The organism is Aureimonas sp. AU20 (assembly GCF_001442755.1).
GTDB lineage: Bacteria > Pseudomonadota > Alphaproteobacteria > Rhizobiales > Rhizobiaceae > Aureimonas.
This window is the reverse complement of record NZ_CP006367.1, coordinates 3,152,586-3,169,494: the sequence shown is the minus strand read 5'-3', so window position 1 is coordinate 3,169,494 and position 16,909 is coordinate 3,152,586. Positions and strand designations below refer to the sequence as shown.

At 70.0% G+C, this 16,909-nt stretch carries 21 protein-coding genes; all 21 read left to right on the top strand.

Annotation, left to right across the window (positions count from 1 at the left end; genetic code table 11):
- The first annotated feature begins 11 nt into the window (after positions 1-11).
- The 21 genes from M673_RS14325 to M673_RS14225 all read left to right on the top strand — a co-directional run bounded on the left by M673_RS14325 (position 12) and on the right by M673_RS14225 (position 16,878).
- A complete protein-coding gene (locus M673_RS14325) occupies positions 12-1,328 on the top strand; it encodes a DNA-packaging protein (protein ID WP_082639466.1) in 1,317 nt (438 codons plus the stop codon).
- A gap of 289 nt (positions 1,329-1,617) precedes the next feature.
- On the top strand, positions 1,618-2,814 hold the full coding sequence (locus M673_RS14320; protein ID WP_061976669.1) for a phage portal protein: 1,197 nt from the start codon (positions 1,618-1,620) through the stop codon (positions 2,812-2,814).
- A 19-nt stretch (positions 2,815-2,833) separates the two neighbouring features.
- Positions 2,834-3,181 (top strand): DUF6107 family protein, encoded by a 348-nt coding sequence (locus M673_RS14315; RefSeq protein ID WP_061976668.1) that lies wholly within the window; start codon positions 2,834-2,836, stop codon positions 3,179-3,181.
- Positions 3,178-3,729, top strand: a complete 552-nt coding sequence (locus M673_RS14310) for an HK97 family phage prohead protease (protein WP_061976667.1) — start codon at positions 3,178-3,180, stop codon at positions 3,727-3,729. Before M673_RS14315 ends, M673_RS14310 begins: the two co-directional genes overlap by 4 nt.
- A complete protein-coding gene (locus M673_RS14305; protein ID WP_061976666.1) occupies positions 3,717-4,970 on the top strand; it encodes a phage major capsid protein in 1,254 nt (417 codons plus the stop codon). The genes M673_RS14310 and M673_RS14305 overlap by 13 nt, the downstream gene beginning before the upstream one ends.
- Before the next feature lie 75 nt (positions 4,971-5,045).
- Positions 5,046-5,606 (top strand): head-tail connector protein, encoded by a 561-nt coding sequence (locus tag M673_RS14300; RefSeq protein WP_061976665.1) that lies wholly within the window; start codon positions 5,046-5,048, stop codon positions 5,604-5,606.
- Position 5,607: 1 nt separating this feature from the next.
- Positions 5,608-5,940: a phage head closure protein gene (locus M673_RS14295; protein ID WP_061976664.1), complete on the top strand. Its 333-nt coding sequence runs from the start codon at positions 5,608-5,610 to the stop codon at positions 5,938-5,940.
- Positions 5,937-6,119 carry a hypothetical protein gene (locus tag M673_RS14290; protein WP_061976663.1) on the top strand — a complete coding sequence of 61 codons (183 nt, stop codon included), beginning with the start codon at positions 5,937-5,939 and terminating at the stop codon, positions 6,117-6,119. The genes M673_RS14295 and M673_RS14290 overlap by 4 nt, the downstream gene beginning before the upstream one ends.
- Positions 6,120-6,181: 62 nt before the next feature.
- The gene (locus M673_RS14285) at positions 6,182-6,595 is read left to right on the top strand and encodes a DUF3168 domain-containing protein (RefSeq protein WP_061976662.1); all 414 of its coding nucleotides are present in this window, start codon (positions 6,182-6,184) and stop codon (positions 6,593-6,595) included.
- 81 nt (positions 6,596-6,676) lie between these two features.
- Complete coding sequence (locus M673_RS14280) at positions 6,677-7,090, top strand: phage major tail protein, TP901-1 family (protein ID WP_061976661.1); 414 nt, start codon at positions 6,677-6,679, stop codon at positions 7,088-7,090.
- Positions 7,090-7,428, top strand: coding sequence for a gene transfer agent family protein (locus M673_RS14275; protein WP_061976660.1), 339 nt, complete (start codon positions 7,090-7,092; stop codon positions 7,426-7,428). Before M673_RS14280 ends, M673_RS14275 begins: the two co-directional genes overlap by 1 nt.
- Complete coding sequence (locus M673_RS14270; protein WP_061976659.1) at positions 7,425-7,655, top strand: phage tail assembly chaperone; 231 nt, start codon at positions 7,425-7,427, stop codon at positions 7,653-7,655. Before M673_RS14275 ends, M673_RS14270 begins: the two co-directional genes overlap by 4 nt.
- Position 7,656: 1 nt before the next feature.
- Positions 7,657-8,250, top strand: coding sequence for a phage tail tape measure protein (locus tag M673_RS14265; protein WP_082639465.1), 594 nt, complete (start codon positions 7,657-7,659; stop codon positions 8,248-8,250).
- 1 nt (position 8,251) lies between these two features.
- Positions 8,252-8,878 (top strand): DUF2460 domain-containing protein, encoded by a 627-nt coding sequence (locus tag M673_RS14260; protein WP_061976658.1) that lies wholly within the window; start codon positions 8,252-8,254, stop codon positions 8,876-8,878.
- A complete protein-coding gene (locus tag M673_RS14255) occupies positions 8,875-9,762 on the top strand; it encodes a DUF2163 domain-containing protein (RefSeq protein ID WP_061976657.1) in 888 nt (295 codons plus the stop codon). The genes M673_RS14260 and M673_RS14255 overlap by 4 nt, the downstream gene beginning before the upstream one ends.
- On the top strand, positions 9,762-10,208 hold the full coding sequence (locus M673_RS14250) for an NlpC/P60 family protein (protein ID WP_061976656.1): 447 nt from the start codon (positions 9,762-9,764) through the stop codon (positions 10,206-10,208). The genes M673_RS14255 and M673_RS14250 overlap by 1 nt, the downstream gene beginning before the upstream one ends.
- A gap of 3 nt (positions 10,209-10,211) precedes the next feature.
- Entirely contained in the window at positions 10,212-14,090 is a 3,879-nt protein-coding gene (locus M673_RS14245) for a baseplate multidomain protein megatron (RefSeq protein WP_061976655.1), read from the top strand.
- A 40-nt stretch (positions 14,091-14,130) separates the two neighbouring features.
- A complete protein-coding gene (locus M673_RS14240) occupies positions 14,131-14,337 on the top strand; it encodes a hypothetical protein (RefSeq protein WP_061976654.1) in 207 nt (68 codons plus the stop codon).
- A gap of 79 nt (positions 14,338-14,416) precedes the next feature.
- Positions 14,417-14,749 (top strand): hypothetical protein, encoded by a 333-nt coding sequence (locus tag M673_RS14235; protein ID WP_061976653.1) that lies wholly within the window; start codon positions 14,417-14,419, stop codon positions 14,747-14,749.
- A gap of 35 nt (positions 14,750-14,784) precedes the next feature.
- Positions 14,785-15,447, top strand: coding sequence for a response regulator transcription factor (locus M673_RS14230; RefSeq protein WP_061976652.1), 663 nt, complete (start codon positions 14,785-14,787; stop codon positions 15,445-15,447).
- A gap of 87 nt (positions 15,448-15,534) precedes the next feature.
- Positions 15,535-16,878, top strand: a complete 1,344-nt coding sequence (locus tag M673_RS14225; RefSeq protein ID WP_061977861.1) for an ATP-binding protein — start codon at positions 15,535-15,537, stop codon at positions 16,876-16,878.
- The last annotated feature ends 31 nt before the right edge of the window (positions 16,879-16,909 follow it).

The following is a 16,909-nucleotide window of genomic DNA, read 5'->3' as shown; positions in this document are numbered from 1 at the left end:
ATTTGGAAGGGATGGAGGGGGACGGGGCGGCGCTGGGCGACGCCGCTTTCTGGCAGGCGGTGGAGGCGGAGATTGCCAGCCAGCCCAAGCGGGTGATCGCCCGTGCCATGCCGGACTGGGCGGCCTGTGCGCGGCCCTCGCAGCTTCCGCCGCCGGGCGACTGGCGGCAATGGCTGCTGATCGGCGGGCGCGGCTCGGGCAAGACCCGCGCCGGGGCGGAATGGGTGCGCGCGTTGGCGCTCGGCCAAAAGCCGCTGGCCGGGCGCGTTCACGGGCGCATCGCGCTGGTGGCGGAAACGCTGGGCGACGCGCGCGAGGTGATGGTCGAGGGCGAGAGCGGCTTGAAGGCGCTACATTACGAGACGCGGCCGGTCTTCGAGGCGACGCGGCGGCGGCTGGTCTTCGCCAATGGCTCGGTGGCTCAGATCTTTTCCTCGGAGGACCCCGACGCCCTGCGCGGCTACCAGTTCGACGCCGCCTGGGGCGACGAACTTGCCAAATGGACCCATGCGGAAGACTGTTTCGACAACCTGCAACTGGCGCTGCGTCTCGGCGAGACGCCCCGCATGGCGCTGACCACGACGCCGCGCGCCGTGCCGCTGCTGAAACGCCTGATGGCCGAGCCGGGAACGCGGGTGACTCATATGCGCACCGTGGAAAACCGCGCTCATCTGGCGCCCGGCTTTCTGGCCGCGATGGAGGCGCGCTATGGCGGATCGCGGCTCGGGCGGCAGGAACTCGACGGCGAACTGGTGGACGGGCGCGAAGATGCCCTGTTCAGCCGCGCCGCGATCGACCGAGGGCGGGTTCGCGCCGCGCCGGCCCTTCGCCGTGTCGTGGTGGCGGTGGACCCGCCGGCAACGGCGACGCAGCGCTCCGACGCCTGCGGCCTCGTGGCGGCGGGGATGGGCGAGGACGGGATCGTCTATGTGCTGGCCGATCGGAGCCGACGCGGGTTGAAGCCGCCGGAATGGGCGGCGCGGGCCGTGTCGCTGTTTGCCGAAGTCGAGGCGGACCGCATCGTCGCGGAGGTGAACCAGGGCGGCGACATGGTGGGATCGGTGATTGCGGCGGTGGCGCCGCATCTGCCCGTTTCCAGCGTGCGGGCGACGCGCGGCAAGTGGCTGCGGGCCGAGCCCGTCGCCACGCTCTACGAACAAGGGCGCGTGCGCCATGCCGGCAGCTTCGCCGAACTGGAGGACGAGATGTGCGACTTCGGGCCGGATGGCCTGTCGAACGGCCGCTCGCCCGACCGGCTGGACGCGCTGGTTTGGGCGGTGACGGCGCTGACGCAGGCGCAGGCGGCGCCGCGCATTCGCAGTCTTTAATGGACCTGACAAAGCCTCGCGAGGGTCGGCCGGTCGGGTCTTCTCGTCGCGAAGGCTTGGCCCTGCGGCATTCTCTGACCGGAGATTTCGTCAGGCGCTCTTCGAGGCGATGGACGGCTCTCGCCTAGCGCGGCCTTCCCCAAGGCCTCAGTGCCGTTTCTCTCGCGTCGATGACCGACGCGGCGTTGGTTCCCGTCCACCTTTGGCGGGACGAACAAGCAATTTGGTTCTCCTTCGCCGCGCGTGGCCAAGCAGGCCGTGCGGCTCACCAAAACATCTGGAGACATCCATGGGACTGGCTTTACGGCTGCGGGCGCTGGCGCGCCTGGGCAGCGAGGGCGCGCGCGTGCCCGAACGCAAATCCACCGGCGGCGCACTCGTCTTCGGCGGCGGCTCGGGCGACGCGGCGGCCTGGAGCGAGCGCTCCTATGCCGCGCTCTCCCGGGTCGGCTTCATGCAGAACCCGGTCGTCTATCGCTGCGTCCGGTTGATCGCCGAAACGGCCGCCGCCGTTCCGATCCTTCTCTACGAGGGCCCGTCGGAGGTCGAGACGCATCCCATCCTCGACCTTCTGCGCCGGCCGAACCCGATGCAGGACGGGCCGGGCTTTCTGGAAACGCTCTGCGGGCATCTGCTGCTCTCGGGCGCGGCGCATGTCGAGGCGATTTCGCTTGGTGGACAGCCGCGCCAGCTTCACGCGCTGCGGCCGGACCGGGTGCGCGTCCTTTGCGGCGCGGACGGGTGGCCGCAGGCGGTGGAGTATCGTGCCGGCTCCAGCGCGCGGCGCCTGCCGCTGGAAACGGAGGAAGGGGCGGCGCCGGTTCTGGCGATCCGGATGTTCCACCCGTTGGGGGATGGCGAGGGCTTTGCGCCGCTCCAGGCCGCACAGACCGCGCTCGACCTGCACAATGCCGCGACGCGCTGGAACAAGGCGCTGCTCGACAATTCGGCCCGGCCCTCCGGCGCGCTGGTCTACCAGCCCGGCGACGGCGGCAATCTTTCGGCCGACCAGTTCGAGCGGCTGAAGGTCGAACTCGAAAGCGGCTATGCCGGCGCGGCGAGAGCGGGGCGGCCCATGCTGCTGGAGGGCGGGCTGGACTGGAAGGCCATGGCGCTGACCCCGCGCGACATGGACTTCATCGAGGCGCGCAACGGCGCGGCGCGCGACATCGCCACCGCCTTCGGCGTGCCGCCCATGCTGCTCGGGATTCCGGGCGACGCGACCTATGCCAACTATGCCGAGGCCAACCGGGCGCTGTTCCGGCTCACCGTCCTGCCGCTGCTCGGCCGGCTGCTGACCGCGCTGGGGGATTGGCTGGGCGAAGGGTTCGAGCCCGGCCGAAGGCTGCGGCTCGGCTTCGACGCCGACCGGGTCGAGGGCCTGTCCGTCGAGCGCGAGGCGCTTTGGGCGCGGCTGGGGGCCGCGGGTTTTCTGGACGACGACGAGAAGCGCGAGGCGGTCGGCTACGGGCCGCGCCGGCGCTGAGCTTTCGAAAGGAACCATCATGGATACGATGACGGGAGACGTCGTCTCGCCGCTCGCGCTTTGGGGCGCGAAACTCGCCGGGGCGGTGGGTGGATCGGTGATCTCGATCGCCTACCTCCTGCCGGCCGGGCGACGGGATGCGGCGGTGCGCTTTCTGGCCGGCGCGGTGACGGGCCTCGTGTTCGGCGGCCCGGCCGGCTTAGCGCTGGCCGATCATCTCGGCTTCACCGAGCGCATTGGCGCGGCGGAACTGGCGCTGATTGGCTCGGCCGCCGCCAGCCTCTGCGCCTGGTGGGCGCTCGGCGTTCTCCAGCGCTTTGCCGAAGGGCTGGCGACCGCCGCCGGCCGGCGCGGGGGCAGCTCGTGAGGAGCGTGCCCAACTTTCCGCGCGCGGCGGCCGCGCCGCCGCCGCCCGGTTTCGTGTCAGGCTATGCCAGCCTTTTCGAGCGCACGGACTTGTCGGGCGATCGCATCCGGCCCGGTGCCTTCGCCCGCGCGCTGCACGAGCGGGGCGTCGGCGGCATTCGGATGCTGTGGCAGCACGACCCGACGAAGCCGATCGGCGTCTGGACCAGACTGATCGAGGACGGGCGCGGGCTTTTGGCCGAGGGGCAGCTCGCGCTTGACACGGCGCAGGGCCGAGAGGCCTTCGCGCTGCTTCGCGCCGAGGCGCTGGACGGGCTTTCGATCGGCTTTCGGACGCGGGCAAGCCGCCCGCTCCGCGAGAGGGGCGCCCGGCGCCTGCTTCTCGACATCGACCTTCTGGAGATCAGCATCGTGACCTTCCCCATGCAGGAAGCGGCGCGGGTGCGCGAAGCGCGCGGCGATCTCCTCCACCGTTTCGCGGCCGCCGCCCGGCGGATCGCGGATGCCACCCTTTCCCCTTCCATCAAGGAGATCCCATGCAGACGATGACGAGCGGTGCGATCGAGACCAAGGCCGGCACGGGCGCGAACGCGGCGGGGCCGGACACGCTGGACGAGCTGATGCGCGCCTTCGACGCTTTTCGCGAGGCGAACGACGAGCGGCTGGATCAGATCGAGCAACGCATGAGCGCCGATCCGGTGACCGACGAGAAGGTCGATCGCCTGTCCAAGGCGATGGACGATCATGAGAAGCGCATGGAGCGTCTGGTGCTGCGCAACCTGCGCCCGCCGGTGGGCGGCGAGGGCGCGCAGGCCCTGCCGAGCGAACACCGCTCGGCCTTCGAGGCCTATGTCCGCGCCGGCGACGAGGGACGGATGCGGCGCCTGGAGGAAAAGGCGATGTCCGGCCTCGTTGGCGCGGATGGCGGCTTTCTCGTGCCGCCCGAGACCGAGGCTGAGATCGGCCGGCGCCTTGCCAATGTCTCGCCCATCCGAGGCATTGCGGGCATCCGCGCTGTGTCGGCGGCCGTTCTGAAGAAGCCGTTCGCGCTGAATGGAGCGCAGACCGGCTGGGTGGGCGAAACCGATGCCCGGCCGCAGACCGCGCAGCCGCAGCTCGGCGAGCTCGTGTTCCCGACCATGGAACTCTACGCCATGCCGGCCGCGACGAACGCGTTGCTCGACGACGCGGCGGTGAACATCGACAGTTGGATCGGCGAGGAGGTGGAACAGGCCTTCGCCACGCAGGAGGGCGTCGCCTTCGTCACCGGCGACGGCGCGGCCAAGCCCAAGGGCTTCATGAGCTACGACACGGTGCCCGAGGCGCAATGGGCCTGGGGCAAGGTCGGCACGGTCTCGACCGGCGTCAACGGCAATTTCGCGGCGGCGGGGGGCTCGGACGCGCTGATCGACCTCGTCTACGCCCTGAAGGCGGGCTACCGCCAGAACGCCTCCTTCGTGATGAACCGACGCACGCAGAGCGCGGTGCGCAAGCTCAAGGACGCGGAGGGCAACTATCTCTGGCAGCCGCCGGCGGCCGTCGGCGCCAAGGCGAGCCTGATGGGCTTTTCCGTTGTTGAAGCGGAAGCGATGCCCGACATCGCGACGGGGGCGAGCGCCATCGCCTTCGGCGACTTCTCGCGCTTCTACCTCGTGGTGGATCGCCAGGGCGTGCGCGTGTTGCGCGATCCGTACTCCGCCAAGCCCTATGTCCTGTTCTACACGACCAAGCGGGTCGGCGGCGGCATTCAGGACTTCGACGCGGCGAAGTATCTGCGCTTCTCCGCCTGACGGAGGGGCGACGGCAGGAGGGGGCCGGGCGGGACACGCCCGGCCCTTTTTCGTTTCAAACGGGGCTGGCGGGACATGATCTGGATCGAATTGGACAAGACCTCGGTGGAGCCGGTTTCGCTGGCCGAGGCGAAGACGTTTCTGCGGCTCGACCGCGACGACGAGGACGCGCTGGTGGCCACCTGCCTGAAGGCCGCGCGGCAGGCGGTGGAGGCGGAAACCGGGCTGGTGCTGACCGAGCGGCGCGTGCGCATCGCCTTCGAGCCGGACCCGGCGAGCGCGGTTCTGGCCATCCGTCGCCGCCCGATCCGCAGCGTGCTGGAGGCGATCGGCTTTGACGAGCGGGGCACGGCGGCGCCGCTCGATCCCGCTTCGTTTCGGCTGGAGGCCCAGCCCTTCGGCGCACATCTGATCCTGCCGCCCGGGCTCGCTGGTCGCGCGCCGAACGGGGTAGAGGTGGAAGTTCGGGCCGGGCAGCGCGCGGAGGATGTGCCGGAAGCGCTGAAGCTCGCCATCCTGCGCCTGGCGGCGGCCGCGTTCGAAACGCGCGGCACGGTCGGCCCGGCGCTGCAGCCGGCTTTCATGCCGCCGCTGGCGCGCGCGCTGATCGCTCCCTTCCGGGCGCCGAGGCTTTGACATGGCGCTCCTGTTTCTGGACCCCGGCCTTCTGACCAAGCGGGCGGCGATCGAGCGCAACGACCTTGTGACGGACGGTTCGGGCGGAGCCCGGGAGAACTGGGTGGAGGTGGGCGAGACCTCGGTTCGCGTCGAGCCTCTGACCGCGATCGTCGAGGAGCGGCTCGGGCAGCGGATCGGCGCGATCACGCATCGCGTCACCCTGCGGGCTCGGGCGGGCCTCGTGCGGGGAATGGCGTTTCGCCTGGGAGCGCGGCGACTCGTGATCCGCAGCCTGCACGACCCCGACGAGACCGGGCGCTGGCTCGTCTGCCGCTGTGAGGAGGAAGCATGATCGGCTTGGTGCAAGTGCGTTTCGACAAGGCCGCGCTTCGCGAGGAGATGCGACGGCGGGTGGTCGAGGCGCTTGCCGAGCGCTTAGACCAACGGGAGGAGGCGGCTCGTCTTCGCGAAAGCGACCCGGGCCGGGAAAATCCTCACGCAATTTTAACGAATCGGGAATGGCGCCCGTAATGCTCACGTCATATTATATGATGTATCAGACGTGATCGCAGGCATGGAAAGGTTCTCAGAGCATGTCGCACCCCTCGGCGGAATTGCAGACGACCATCCTCGGCGCGCTGACGGCCGACGCGGCGCTGACCAAGCTTCTCGGCGGCCCGAAGATTTTCGACCGCGTGCCCGAGCGGGCGAGTTTTCCCTATCTGACGCTTGGGCGGACGGCGGTGATCGACTGGTCCACCGGCACGGAGGACGGGGCCGAGCATATCCTGACCCTGCATGTCTGGGCCAAGGGCGGCTCGAAGCAGGAAACCTACGAGATCATGGACAAGATCGCGGGCCGACTGAACGACGCGAGCCTGCCGCTTGAGACGCACCGTCTGGTGAACCTCCGGCTGCAATTCGCCGAGGCGCGGCAGGAGCCGGACTCGCCAGCCTATCACGGTATCCTGCGCTTTCGCGCGGTGACGGAGCCGCTGGCTTCCTAAGCCAGCACTCAATTTTCAGATCGGACACGAGGGCGGCTTTCGGGCCGCCCTTTTTTGTTGCGCAAAATTTTGGAGGCGGCCATGGGCGCGCAAAAGGGCAAGGACTTTCTCCTGAAGCTCGACGCGGAAACGAGCGGCGTGTTTCAGACGGTGGCGGGGCTTCGCTCGCGCCGCATCTCCTTCAACGCAGAGACGGTGGACGTGACCAACAGCGACAGCGCCGGGCGCTGGCGCGAGCTTCTGGGCGGGGCGGGCGTGCAGCGCGCGGCGCTGTCGGGCGCCGGCATCTTCAAGGACGCGGCCTCCGACATGGCAGTGCGCAAGCTCTTCTTCGAAGGGCGGATCGCGCCCTTCCAGGCAGTGATCCCGGATTTTGGGCGTGTCAGCGGGCCGTTTCAGATCACGGCGCTGGAATATGCCGGCGAGCACAATGGCGAGGTCAGCTTCGAGATGACGCTGGAATCGGCCGGCGCGCTGACCTTCGAGGCCATCTAATGGGCGCGAACCGGCGACGCGGCGAGGTGGCCGCGATGATAGACGGGCGCGAGCACCGGCTTTGTTTGACGCTGGGGGCGCTGGCCGAACTGGAGGACGCTTTCGCGCTGGAGGACATCGCCGCGCTCGCCCAGCGTTTCGGCTCGGGCCGGCTTTCAGCGCGCGATCTGACCCGGATCATCGCAGCGGGCCTGCGCGGCGCGGGCGAGACGGCGAGCGACGAGGCGGTCGCCGCCATGCGCTTCGACCGGGGCGCGGCCGGCGCGGCGGCGCTGGCGGCCGAGCTTCTGGAAGCGGCCTTCGGCACGGGCGAGGAGGCCGCCCCGCCGCGCCCTTGAGCGCCGCCGCGCCGGCCCCGGCCAAGGAAGCCGGCGTGGCGGCCTTTCCCTGGGACGAGGCCATGGCGCTCTGCTTCGGCACGCTTCGTCTCAGCCCCAAAGACTTCTGGGCCTTGAGCCCGCGCGAGCTGGCCGCTTTGGCGTCGCCCCTCTCTCGCGCACGCGGAGGCGGCCCGAGCCGCGCGCGGCTTGGCGAGCTTCTTCAACTTTATCCCGATCGGAGATGACATGGACCCGTCCGTGGACACGATGCGCATTGCCGTGGAAGCCGACACGAGCGGCTTCGAGCGCGCCTTGACCGACCTTTCCACGCGCGCCGACCGTTTCGGCGCCGCGATGACGGCCGCGCTGAAGGGGGCGGCCGGCGGCGGGCGCTCCCTCGACACCGTGCTCAAGGGGCTTGGCAGCCGCATCTCGACCATCGCCCTCGACGCGGCGCTCAAGCCATTGTCGAATCTGGCCGGAAGCGTCGTCGGTTCGTTGCTGTCCGGCCTGACGGGGGGCGCGGGCGGGCAGGGCGCGGGCGGGCAGCCGGCACCGGGCGTCGTTCCCTTCGCCAAGGGCGGCGTGGTGCGCGCGCCGAGCTTCTTTCCGGCCGGCGGGCAGGTCGGTCTGATGGGCGAGGCGGGCGCGGAGGCGATCATGCCGTTGAAGCGCGGCGCGGACGGCTCGCTCGGCGTTGCGGTGGACGGCGGGCGGCGCGGCGGGTCCTCGGTCACCTTCAACGTTTCGACGCCCGACGCGCAGAGCTTCCGCCGCGCGGAAACGCAGATCCAGGCGATGCTGGCGCGGGCCGCCCTGCGCGGCCAGAGGGGCCTTTGAGATGGTCGCCTCCTTCAGCGAGGAACGCTTTCCGCTGGCCGTCGCCTTCGGCACTTCGGGCGGGCCGGAGCGGCGCACCGACATCGTGCGCCTTTCCACGGGCTACGAGAACCGCAACCAGCGCACGCGCCATTCCTGGCGGCGCTACGACGCGGGCTCGGGCGTCAAGAGCCTAGCCGATCTCGTCAGCGTGCTCGAGTTCTTCGAGGCGCGGCGTGGGCGGCTCGTCGGCTTTCGCTTCCGCGATCCGTTCGACGCTGCCTCGGCGCGCTGGGGCAAGCCTGTGACCGCTCTGGATCAGCCGCTCGGCACCGGCGACGGGACGGCGCGCGGCTTCCAGCTCGTCAAACGCTACGGCACCGGCGCGGACGCCTATGTCAGGCCGATCCGCAAGCCGCTGGCCGGCACGGTGCGGGCGGCGGTGAACGGCGTCGTGACCGACGCCGACATCGACGCCACGACCGGGATCCTGACCTTCGCCGCCGCGCCGCCGGTCGGCAGCGCGGTGACGGCCGGTTTCGAGTTCGACGTGCCGGTGCGCTTCGACATGGATCATCTCGCTGTCAACGTCGCCGCCTTCGAGGCCGGCGACATCCCGTCCATCCCGCTGGTGGAGATCCGGCCATGAGAGCCTTGTCCTCTGAGTTCCAGGCGCGGCTGAAGCAGCCGGCGACGACGCTTGCCAGCGCCTGGCGGCTGACGCGGCGCGACGGCGCCGTGTTCGGCTTCACGGACCATGACGAGGATCTCCGCTTCGCCGGAACGCTGTTTCGCGCCCGAAGCGGCTGGACGGCCGGCGAGAGCGAAGCGGCGCGCGGGTTGGGCGCCGGGACCGAGGCGGTGGACGGCGGCTTTTCCGACGAGGCGATTCGCGAGACGGATGTGGAACGCGGCCTGTTCGACGGCTCCAGCGTCGAAAGCTTCCGCGTCGATTGGCGCGAGCCGAGCCATCACGTTCTGATGGAGGTCGCCGATCTCGGCGAGGTGACGCGAGGGCCGGGGGGCTTTCGCGCCGAACTGCGCGGCTTGGCCGCCCGGCTCGAGCGCCAGCGCGGCCGGACCTATCGCCGCCGCTGCGATGCGGTGCTTGGAGATCGGCGCTGCGGGGTCGATCTGGCACCCTGGACACGGTCGGTCGTGGTCGTGTCCGCCTCGGACGCGGTGATCGTGGTTCGCCCGGTTCAGGCGATCGCGCGCGGCGAACAAGGCTTGTTTGCGGAGGGCCGGCTGGTCCTGGCGGACGGCTCGGCGCCGCTGCCGCTGCGCGGAATGGCGGATGGGGAGGAGGTGGGAACGCTGCGATTGTTCCTGCATCGGGGGCCCGTGCGCCTGCCGGAGGCGGGGGGGCAGGTGGCTCTCGTGGCGGGTTGCGACCGCTCGTTTACGACCTGCCGCGACCGGTTCGGCAACGGCGTCAACTTTCGCGGCTTCCCGCATCTGCCGGGCGCCGACAGCGCGCTCGGCATCGCCAAGAGCGACGGGCGGCATGACGGCTCGCCGGTGGTGCCGTGATGCGCGCGCTTGTGCTGGCCGCGGCACGCGGTTTTCTCGGCACGCCCTATCGCCACCAGGGCAGCCGCGCGGGCGTCGGCTGCGATTGTCTCGGCCTCGTGCGCGGGGTCTGGCGCGAAGTCTACGGCGCCGAGCCGGAAACGCCCGGCCCCTATAGCGCCGACTGGGCCGAGACCGGATCGGGCGATCCGATGTGCGATGCCGCGCAGCGGCTTTTCCGGCCGATCGAACCGGGCGAGGCGGCGCCGGGCGACCTCGTTCTGTTTCGCTGGCGCGAGGGACGGCCGGCCAAGCATTGCGGGATTCTCGACGCGCCGGACGGGGGCTTGGGTCGGACCCTGCGCCTGATCCACGCTTATGAGGGCGCGTCCGTCGTTTCCTCGGTGCTGACGCCGGGCTGGGCCGGGCGGATCGCCGGTGTCTTTCAATTCATCGACCGGAGCTGAGGCATGGCGACGATCCTTCTTCAGGCCGTGGGCGGCGCCTTGGGCGGGCTCGTCGGCGGCCCTTTCGGCGCCATGGCCGGCCGGGCCATCGGCGCGCTCGGCGGTTCCGCTATCGACGACCGTCTGTTCGGCGCGCGCACGAAGCGGCAGGGGCCGCGCCTGTCCGGCAGCCGCATCATGGAGGCCGACGAGGGCGCGGGCGTCGCCCGGCTCTACGGCACGGCGCGGATCGCGGGGCAGGTGATCTGGACGACGCGTTTCGAGGAAGCGGCGACCACGGAGCGCAGCGGCGGCAAGGGCGGCGCCGGGCGAGGGCGTAGCGAGGTCACGACCTACAGCTATTTCGGCAATGTCGCGATCGGCCTCTGCGAAGGGCCGATCGCCCATGCCCGGCGCATCTGGGCCGACGGTGAGGAACTCGACCTGTCGCTCGTCAATGTCCGCCTTCATAAGGGCGGTGAGGATCAGGAGCCCGATCCCCTGATCGAAGCTCGGCAGGGGCGGGGCAACGCGCCGGCCTATCGCGGCCTCGCCTATCTCGTCTTCGAGCATCTGGCGCTGGAGCGCTGGGGCAACCGCATTCCGCAGATCAGCTGCGAGGTGATCCGCCCCGTGGGTGCGCTGGAAGCGGGCCTGCGGGCGGTGACGATCATTCCCGGCGCGACGGAGCACGGGCTCGACCCGCTGCCGGTGCGCGAGCGCATCGGGCCGGGGGCAGACCGGCTTCCGAACCGCAACATGCTGCACGGCGCGAGCGATTTTGCCGCGTCGCTGGAGGAGCTGACGGCGCTCTGCCCGCGCCTGGAGCGCGCGGCGCTGGTGGTGAGCTGGTTCGCGGACGACCTTCGCGTGGGCCATGCCAGCGTGCGGCCGGGCGTCGAGGTGTGGGCGCGCGACGAGACGATCGTCTGGCGCGGGGGCGGCGTAGGGCGCGGCCAGGCGCATCTCGTCAGCCAGGTGAACGGTGCACCGGCCTATGGCGGCACGCCCTCGGACGCCGGCGTCCTGCGCGCCATCGCCCAGCTTCGGGCGCGCGGCCTTCGGGTGACGCTCTATCCGTTTCTGATGATGGACATGCCGGCCGGCAACGCGTTGCCGGACCCGTATGGCGGCGCGGAGCAGGCGCCCTATCCCTGGCGCGGCCGCATGACGCTCGACGAGGCTCCGGGCCGGGCGGGCTCGGCCGATCGGAGCGCGCAGGCGCGGACGGATATCCTGCGCTTCGTCGGTTCCGCCCGTACTGCCGACTTTGCCATCGTAGGCGGGGAGGTGCGCTATGGCGGACCGGCCGAATGGTCCTACCGCCGCATGATCCTTCACGCCGCGCATCTGGCCAAGCTCGCAGGGGGCGTCGACGCCTTCGTGATCGGCTCGGAAATGCGCGGGCTGACCGCGATCCGCGACGAGGCCGGGCGCTTTCCGGTCGTGGAGGCGCTGGTGGCGCTGGCGCGGGACGTGAAGGCGCTGCTGCCTGACACGCTCCTTACCTATGCCGCCGACTGGAGCGAGTATTTCGGCCATCAGCCGCACGATGGGTCGAACGACGTCTTCTACCATCTCGACCCACTTTGGGCCTCGCCGGACATCGGGGCGGTGGGCATCGACAACTACCTGCCGCTGGCCGACTGGCGGGACGAAGGGGAGGCGAGCGAGGCGGCGTCGGCCTACGACCGGGAGGCGCTACGCGCATCGATCGGCGCCGGCGAAGGTTTCGACTGGCACTATGAAAGCGAGGCGGCGCGGCGGGCCGGGCGGCGAAGCCCGATCACGGACGGGCTGGGCAAGCCCTGGGTGTTTCGGCCCAAGGACCTGAAGAACTGGTGGGCGAACCGGCATTTCGAGCGGCACGGCGGGGTGGAGAGCGCGCAGCCGACGGGCTGGGTGCCGATGTCGAAGCCGATCTGGTTCACCGAGCTCGGCTGCCCTGCGATCGACAAAGGGGCGAACCAGCCGAACGTCTTCTATGATCCGAAATCCTCCGAAAGCCACTGGCCGTACTTTTCCAATGGCGGGCGGGACGATCTGGCGCAGCGCCGCTTCCTCGAGGCGCATCTCGGCCATTGGGACCCGGCCTCGCCGGGCTTCCGCGAAGCGGACAATCCGGTCTCGCCGCTTTACGGCGGGCGCATGGTGCCGGCGGAGGCGATCCATCTCTGGTGCTGGGACGCGCGGCCGGCGCCGGCCTTTCCCGACCGGGCCGAGATCTGGGCGGATGGCGCCAATTGGGAGCGCGGGCACTGGCTCACGGGGCGGCTCGGCCGCGCGCCGCTGGATGGGCTGATCGATCAGCTGCTGGCCGACCATGAGTTCGACTCTGGCGATACTGTGGAGGTCGAGGCCGATCTCGGCGGCTATCTCGTGTCGGGTCCGGGATCGGCACGCGCCGAACTGGAAGAGCTTCTACGCCTGACGGGAACCGAGGTGCGCGCGGAGGGCGGGAAGCTGCGCTTTCGCTCGCTTGCGCGGCGCACCGACCCATTCGCGTTGGAAGCCCTGGCCGAGGATGACGACGCACCGCGCTTCGAGGTCCGCCGTTCCGAACCCGTGGAGACGGTGGAGGAGGTTCTGGTGGGTTTCAGCGATCCGTCCCGCGCCTATCAGGCGGCGGTGGCGGACGCGGCGATGGGCGACGCCGACCGGCCACGGCAGACGGCGGTGGACCTGCCGGTGATCCTGGCGGAGGGACAGGCGAGGCGCTTTGCCGCGGAACTCTTGGATCGGGAAGGGGGCGAGCGCGAGACGGCGAGCTTCGGCCTTTCGCCGGCCGAGCTTTCGCTCGCACCGGGCGACCTCGTGCGCGCGCCGGATGTGCCCGGCGTCTGGCGTATCGAGCGGATCGAGGACGGCTTGACGCGGCGGGTGGAGGCACGGCGCGTTCGCGCGGCCGCGCTGCGGCCCGTGGAGGCGGGCTTGCTATCCGGGCCAGCCACCGCGCAGCCCCTTATCGCCTCGCGGCCGGTGGCGCTCTGGATGGACCTGCCATCCTTCGAGGGCGGGGGAGGCGCCTTTCTGGCGGCGACCGCTAAGCCCTTCGTGCCGCTCGACCTCTTCGCTTCGCCGACCGGCTCCGGCTTCCAGCCTTTCGATCGGGTGACCCGCCCCGCCACCATCGGCTTCCTCACGGAGCCGCTCGGAGCGGGGCGGGAGGGTATGTGGGACCGGGCCAACCGGATCGAGATCGATCTGGTTCGCGGGGCGCTCGCCTCGGTGCCGGAAGAGGCGCTTCTGGCGGGCGCCAACCGAGCGGCGATCCGCTCGACATCGGGCGCCTGGGAGATCGTGCAGTTTCGGGATGCCGAGGAGGTCGCGCCGGGGCGCTTCCAGCTTGCAGGCTTGGTGCGCGCGCTGGGCGGCACTGAGGACGCCATGCGGGCGGGGCAAGCGGCCGGTGCGCCTTTCGTGCTGCTCGACGGAGCGTGCGTGGCCATACCCGCCCCGCTCACTGGGCTCGGCGCGGAGCTGCCTTGGCTTGCGGTTCCCTCCGGGCGTGGGCTCGACGACGAGGCGGCCGACCGGCAGACGGCCGCGCTCGGCCGCCGCGCGCTGCTGCCTTTGTCGCCGGCTCATCTCTCGGGCCGTTTCGAAGACGATGGGACGCTGACCATCGCCTGGTTGCGCCGCAGCCGCGCTGTGTTGGACGCGTGGGACGAGGCCGACCCGCCGCTTGGCGAGGAGAACGAGACCTATCGCGTCACGCTGTCGACGCTGGAAGGCGGCTCGCTCGATCTTCCCGCAGCGGCGACGCGGCTGAGCGTTGCCGCATCGACCTGGCGCTCCGTGCTCGGCCCCGCCGGCACGCGCCTCGACATCGCCGTCTCGCAGATGAGCGCCAGCGTGGGAGCCGGCACGGCCGGGCGAATCGCGCTGGCGGTTCGACCTTGACCATCCAAACCCAATCCATCCAAACCCCAAGGAGACCAGCATGATCGAGACGAAACAATGGTGGAAATCGAAGACCGTCTGGGGTGGGCTCGTGGCGCTTTGCGCCAGCCTTGCCGCCCTCGCCGGCTTCCAGCTCGACGGCGGAGCGCAAGACCAACTGGCCGAAGCGCTCGCGGCCGGCGCCTCGGCGCTGGGCGCTGTGATCGCTATTCTCGGCCGTTTCCAGGCCCAGACCGAAATCCGCTGACCGCGCCAAATCCCGGCCTATTCATTCGACATTCAGCGGCTGGCGCCTAGAAGAAGGAGGATCGAAACCGGGAAAGCCGATGACCCGCCGCACGCTCCTTCTCCCCCTCATGGCCGGCCTTTCGCTGTGGGCGGCGGTCTCGCCTTCCTCGGCGAACTGGTCCGCGCCGGGCGTGGGCGGCGTGTCGGCGCTCGCCCCCGCCGCCTCGCACGAGCCGGGCGAGCGACCCGAACTCCTGGCCCAGGGCGGTTGCTCGTCCGCCGCCGCCCAGGCCTCCGCGCAGACGGGCGGACAGGTTCTGTCCGTTCAGATCTCCGAGCAGGGCGGGCGCACGGTCTGCGTCGTCACGGTTCTGGTGCCCGCGCGCGACGGCAGCCGGCCCCGCCGTCAGACGATCACGATTCCGCAATAAAGCCTCGCGAATCGAAACACCGAACCGGAGGCACGATGCGTATCTTGGTCGTTGAGGACGACGCCAATCTGAGCCGCCAACTCGGCGAGGCGCTGCGCGCGGCGGGCTATGTCGTGGACAGCGCGGTCGATGGCGAGGACGGTCATTTCCTCGGCGATACCGAACCCTACGACGCCGTGGTGCTGGATGTCGGCCTGCCCAAGATGGATGGGATCAGCGTCCTGGAGCGCTGGCGCCGCGACGGGCGCGCCATGCCTGTCCTGTTGTTGACCGCGCGTGACCGTTGGAGCGACAAGGTGGCAGGCATCGACGCGGGGGCGGACGATTATGTCGCCAAGCCCTTCCACATGGAGGAGGTTTTGGCGCGCCTTCGCGCCCTGATCCGCCGCGCGGCCGGCCATGCCTCGTCCGAAATCCACTGCGGGCCGCTGCGGCTCGACACCAAATCCTCCCGCGCGACCGTCGACGGCACGCCGCTGAAGCTGACCTCGCACGAGTACCGGCTGCTCGCCTATCTCATGCATCACCAAGGCGAGATCGTCTCGCGCAGCGAACTGACCGAACACATGTACGATCAGGATTTCGACCGTGATTCCAACACGATCGAAGTCTTCGTCGGCCGCCTGCGCCGCAAGATCGGCCTGGACCTGATCGAGACGGTGCGGGGCCTCGGCTATCGGATGCACCGGGATGGCTGACATCAGCGGCTGCCGGAGCGCGAACGGGTGAGCGAAGTGCCGCGGAAGACCCGTTTCTCGGCAAGCCTCACGGTGCGTGTCGTCGGCATGTCCAGCCTCTGGGCGATCGCGGCCTTTCTCGTGGTCGGCGGCCTGATTTCCTCGCTCTACGAGCGGACGGCCCTGTCGGGCTTCGAGGCCGTGGTGCGTGCTCAGCTCTTCAACCTCGTCAATGCCGTGACGGTTGACGAGACCGGCGCTTTGCGCGGCGTGCCGGATCTCGGCGATCTCGCCTATTCGCAGCCCCTGTCCGGCTGGTACTGGGAGGTGCTGCCGGCCAGCGCCAACACGTCCGGCCGCCTTTCGTCCTTCTCGCTCGGGCGCGCGCGCATAGCGGACGTACCGGAGGCCGAGGCGCCGTTCGACATGCAGTATCGGCGCGACTACCGGGTGCCGGGGCTCGACGGCGAGACGCTTTATGTCGAGGAGGCGGAAGTCGTTCTGGACAGTGATAACCATGCCGCACGCTTTCGCGTCATGGGCAATGCCAGCACGCTGGATGCCGACATCGTGGCCTTCAACCGGCAGCTGACGCTTTATCTCGGCCTGTTCGGCTTGGGTTCCACGGTCATCAACGCCTTGGCGATCCTCTATGGTCTGCGCCCGCTTTCCGTCGTGCAGCGCGCGCTTGCCTCGGTGCGTACCGGCGAGAAGGAACGGCTCGAGGGGCGGTTCCCGACCGAGATCCAGCCGCTCGCCGCCGAGATGAACGCGCTGATCGACAGCAATCGGCGCATCGTGGAGCGGGCGCGGACGCAGGTCGGCAATCTCGCCCATGCCCTGAAGACGCCGGTGGCCGTCCTGTTGAACGAAGCCGGAGCGATCGGCGGCGAGAAGGGGCGCGTGCTGCGCGAGCAGGGCGAGCGGATGCAGGCCCATGTCCAGCATTATCTCGACCGCGCCCGCATCGCGGCGGGCGGCGAAAGGGTAATCGCCCGGGCTCCCGTCAAACCCGTCGTGGAGCGTCTGGGCCGGGTCATCGCCAAGCTCAATCCAGGGTTCCGGGTGGATATGGAGATGGACGCGGCCCTGGAGCGTCTCGTGTTTGCCGGCGAGCAGCAGGATCTGGAGGAGATGCTCGGCAATCTCTTGGAGAATGCTGCGAAATACGGCCGAAGCCGGATCGTGCTCACGGTCTCGGCAGAGGTGCCTCGCGCCTTCCTCGTCACCGTGTCGGACGACGGGCCTGGGCTCGGCGAGGCGGAGATCGCCGAGGCGACCAAGCGCGGTCGTCGCTTCGACGAGACCGTGCCTGGAAGCGGCCTCGGCCTTTCGATCGTGGCTGAGACCGTTTTGCAATACCGGGGGGGATTTCGGTTGGGCCGGTCCGAATTCGGGGGATTGCGCGCCGAACTGACCTTGCCACGTTCCGCTGATGCGCCGATCTCCTGAGAGACTGTTTGATAACTCGGCCGGGTCGGTT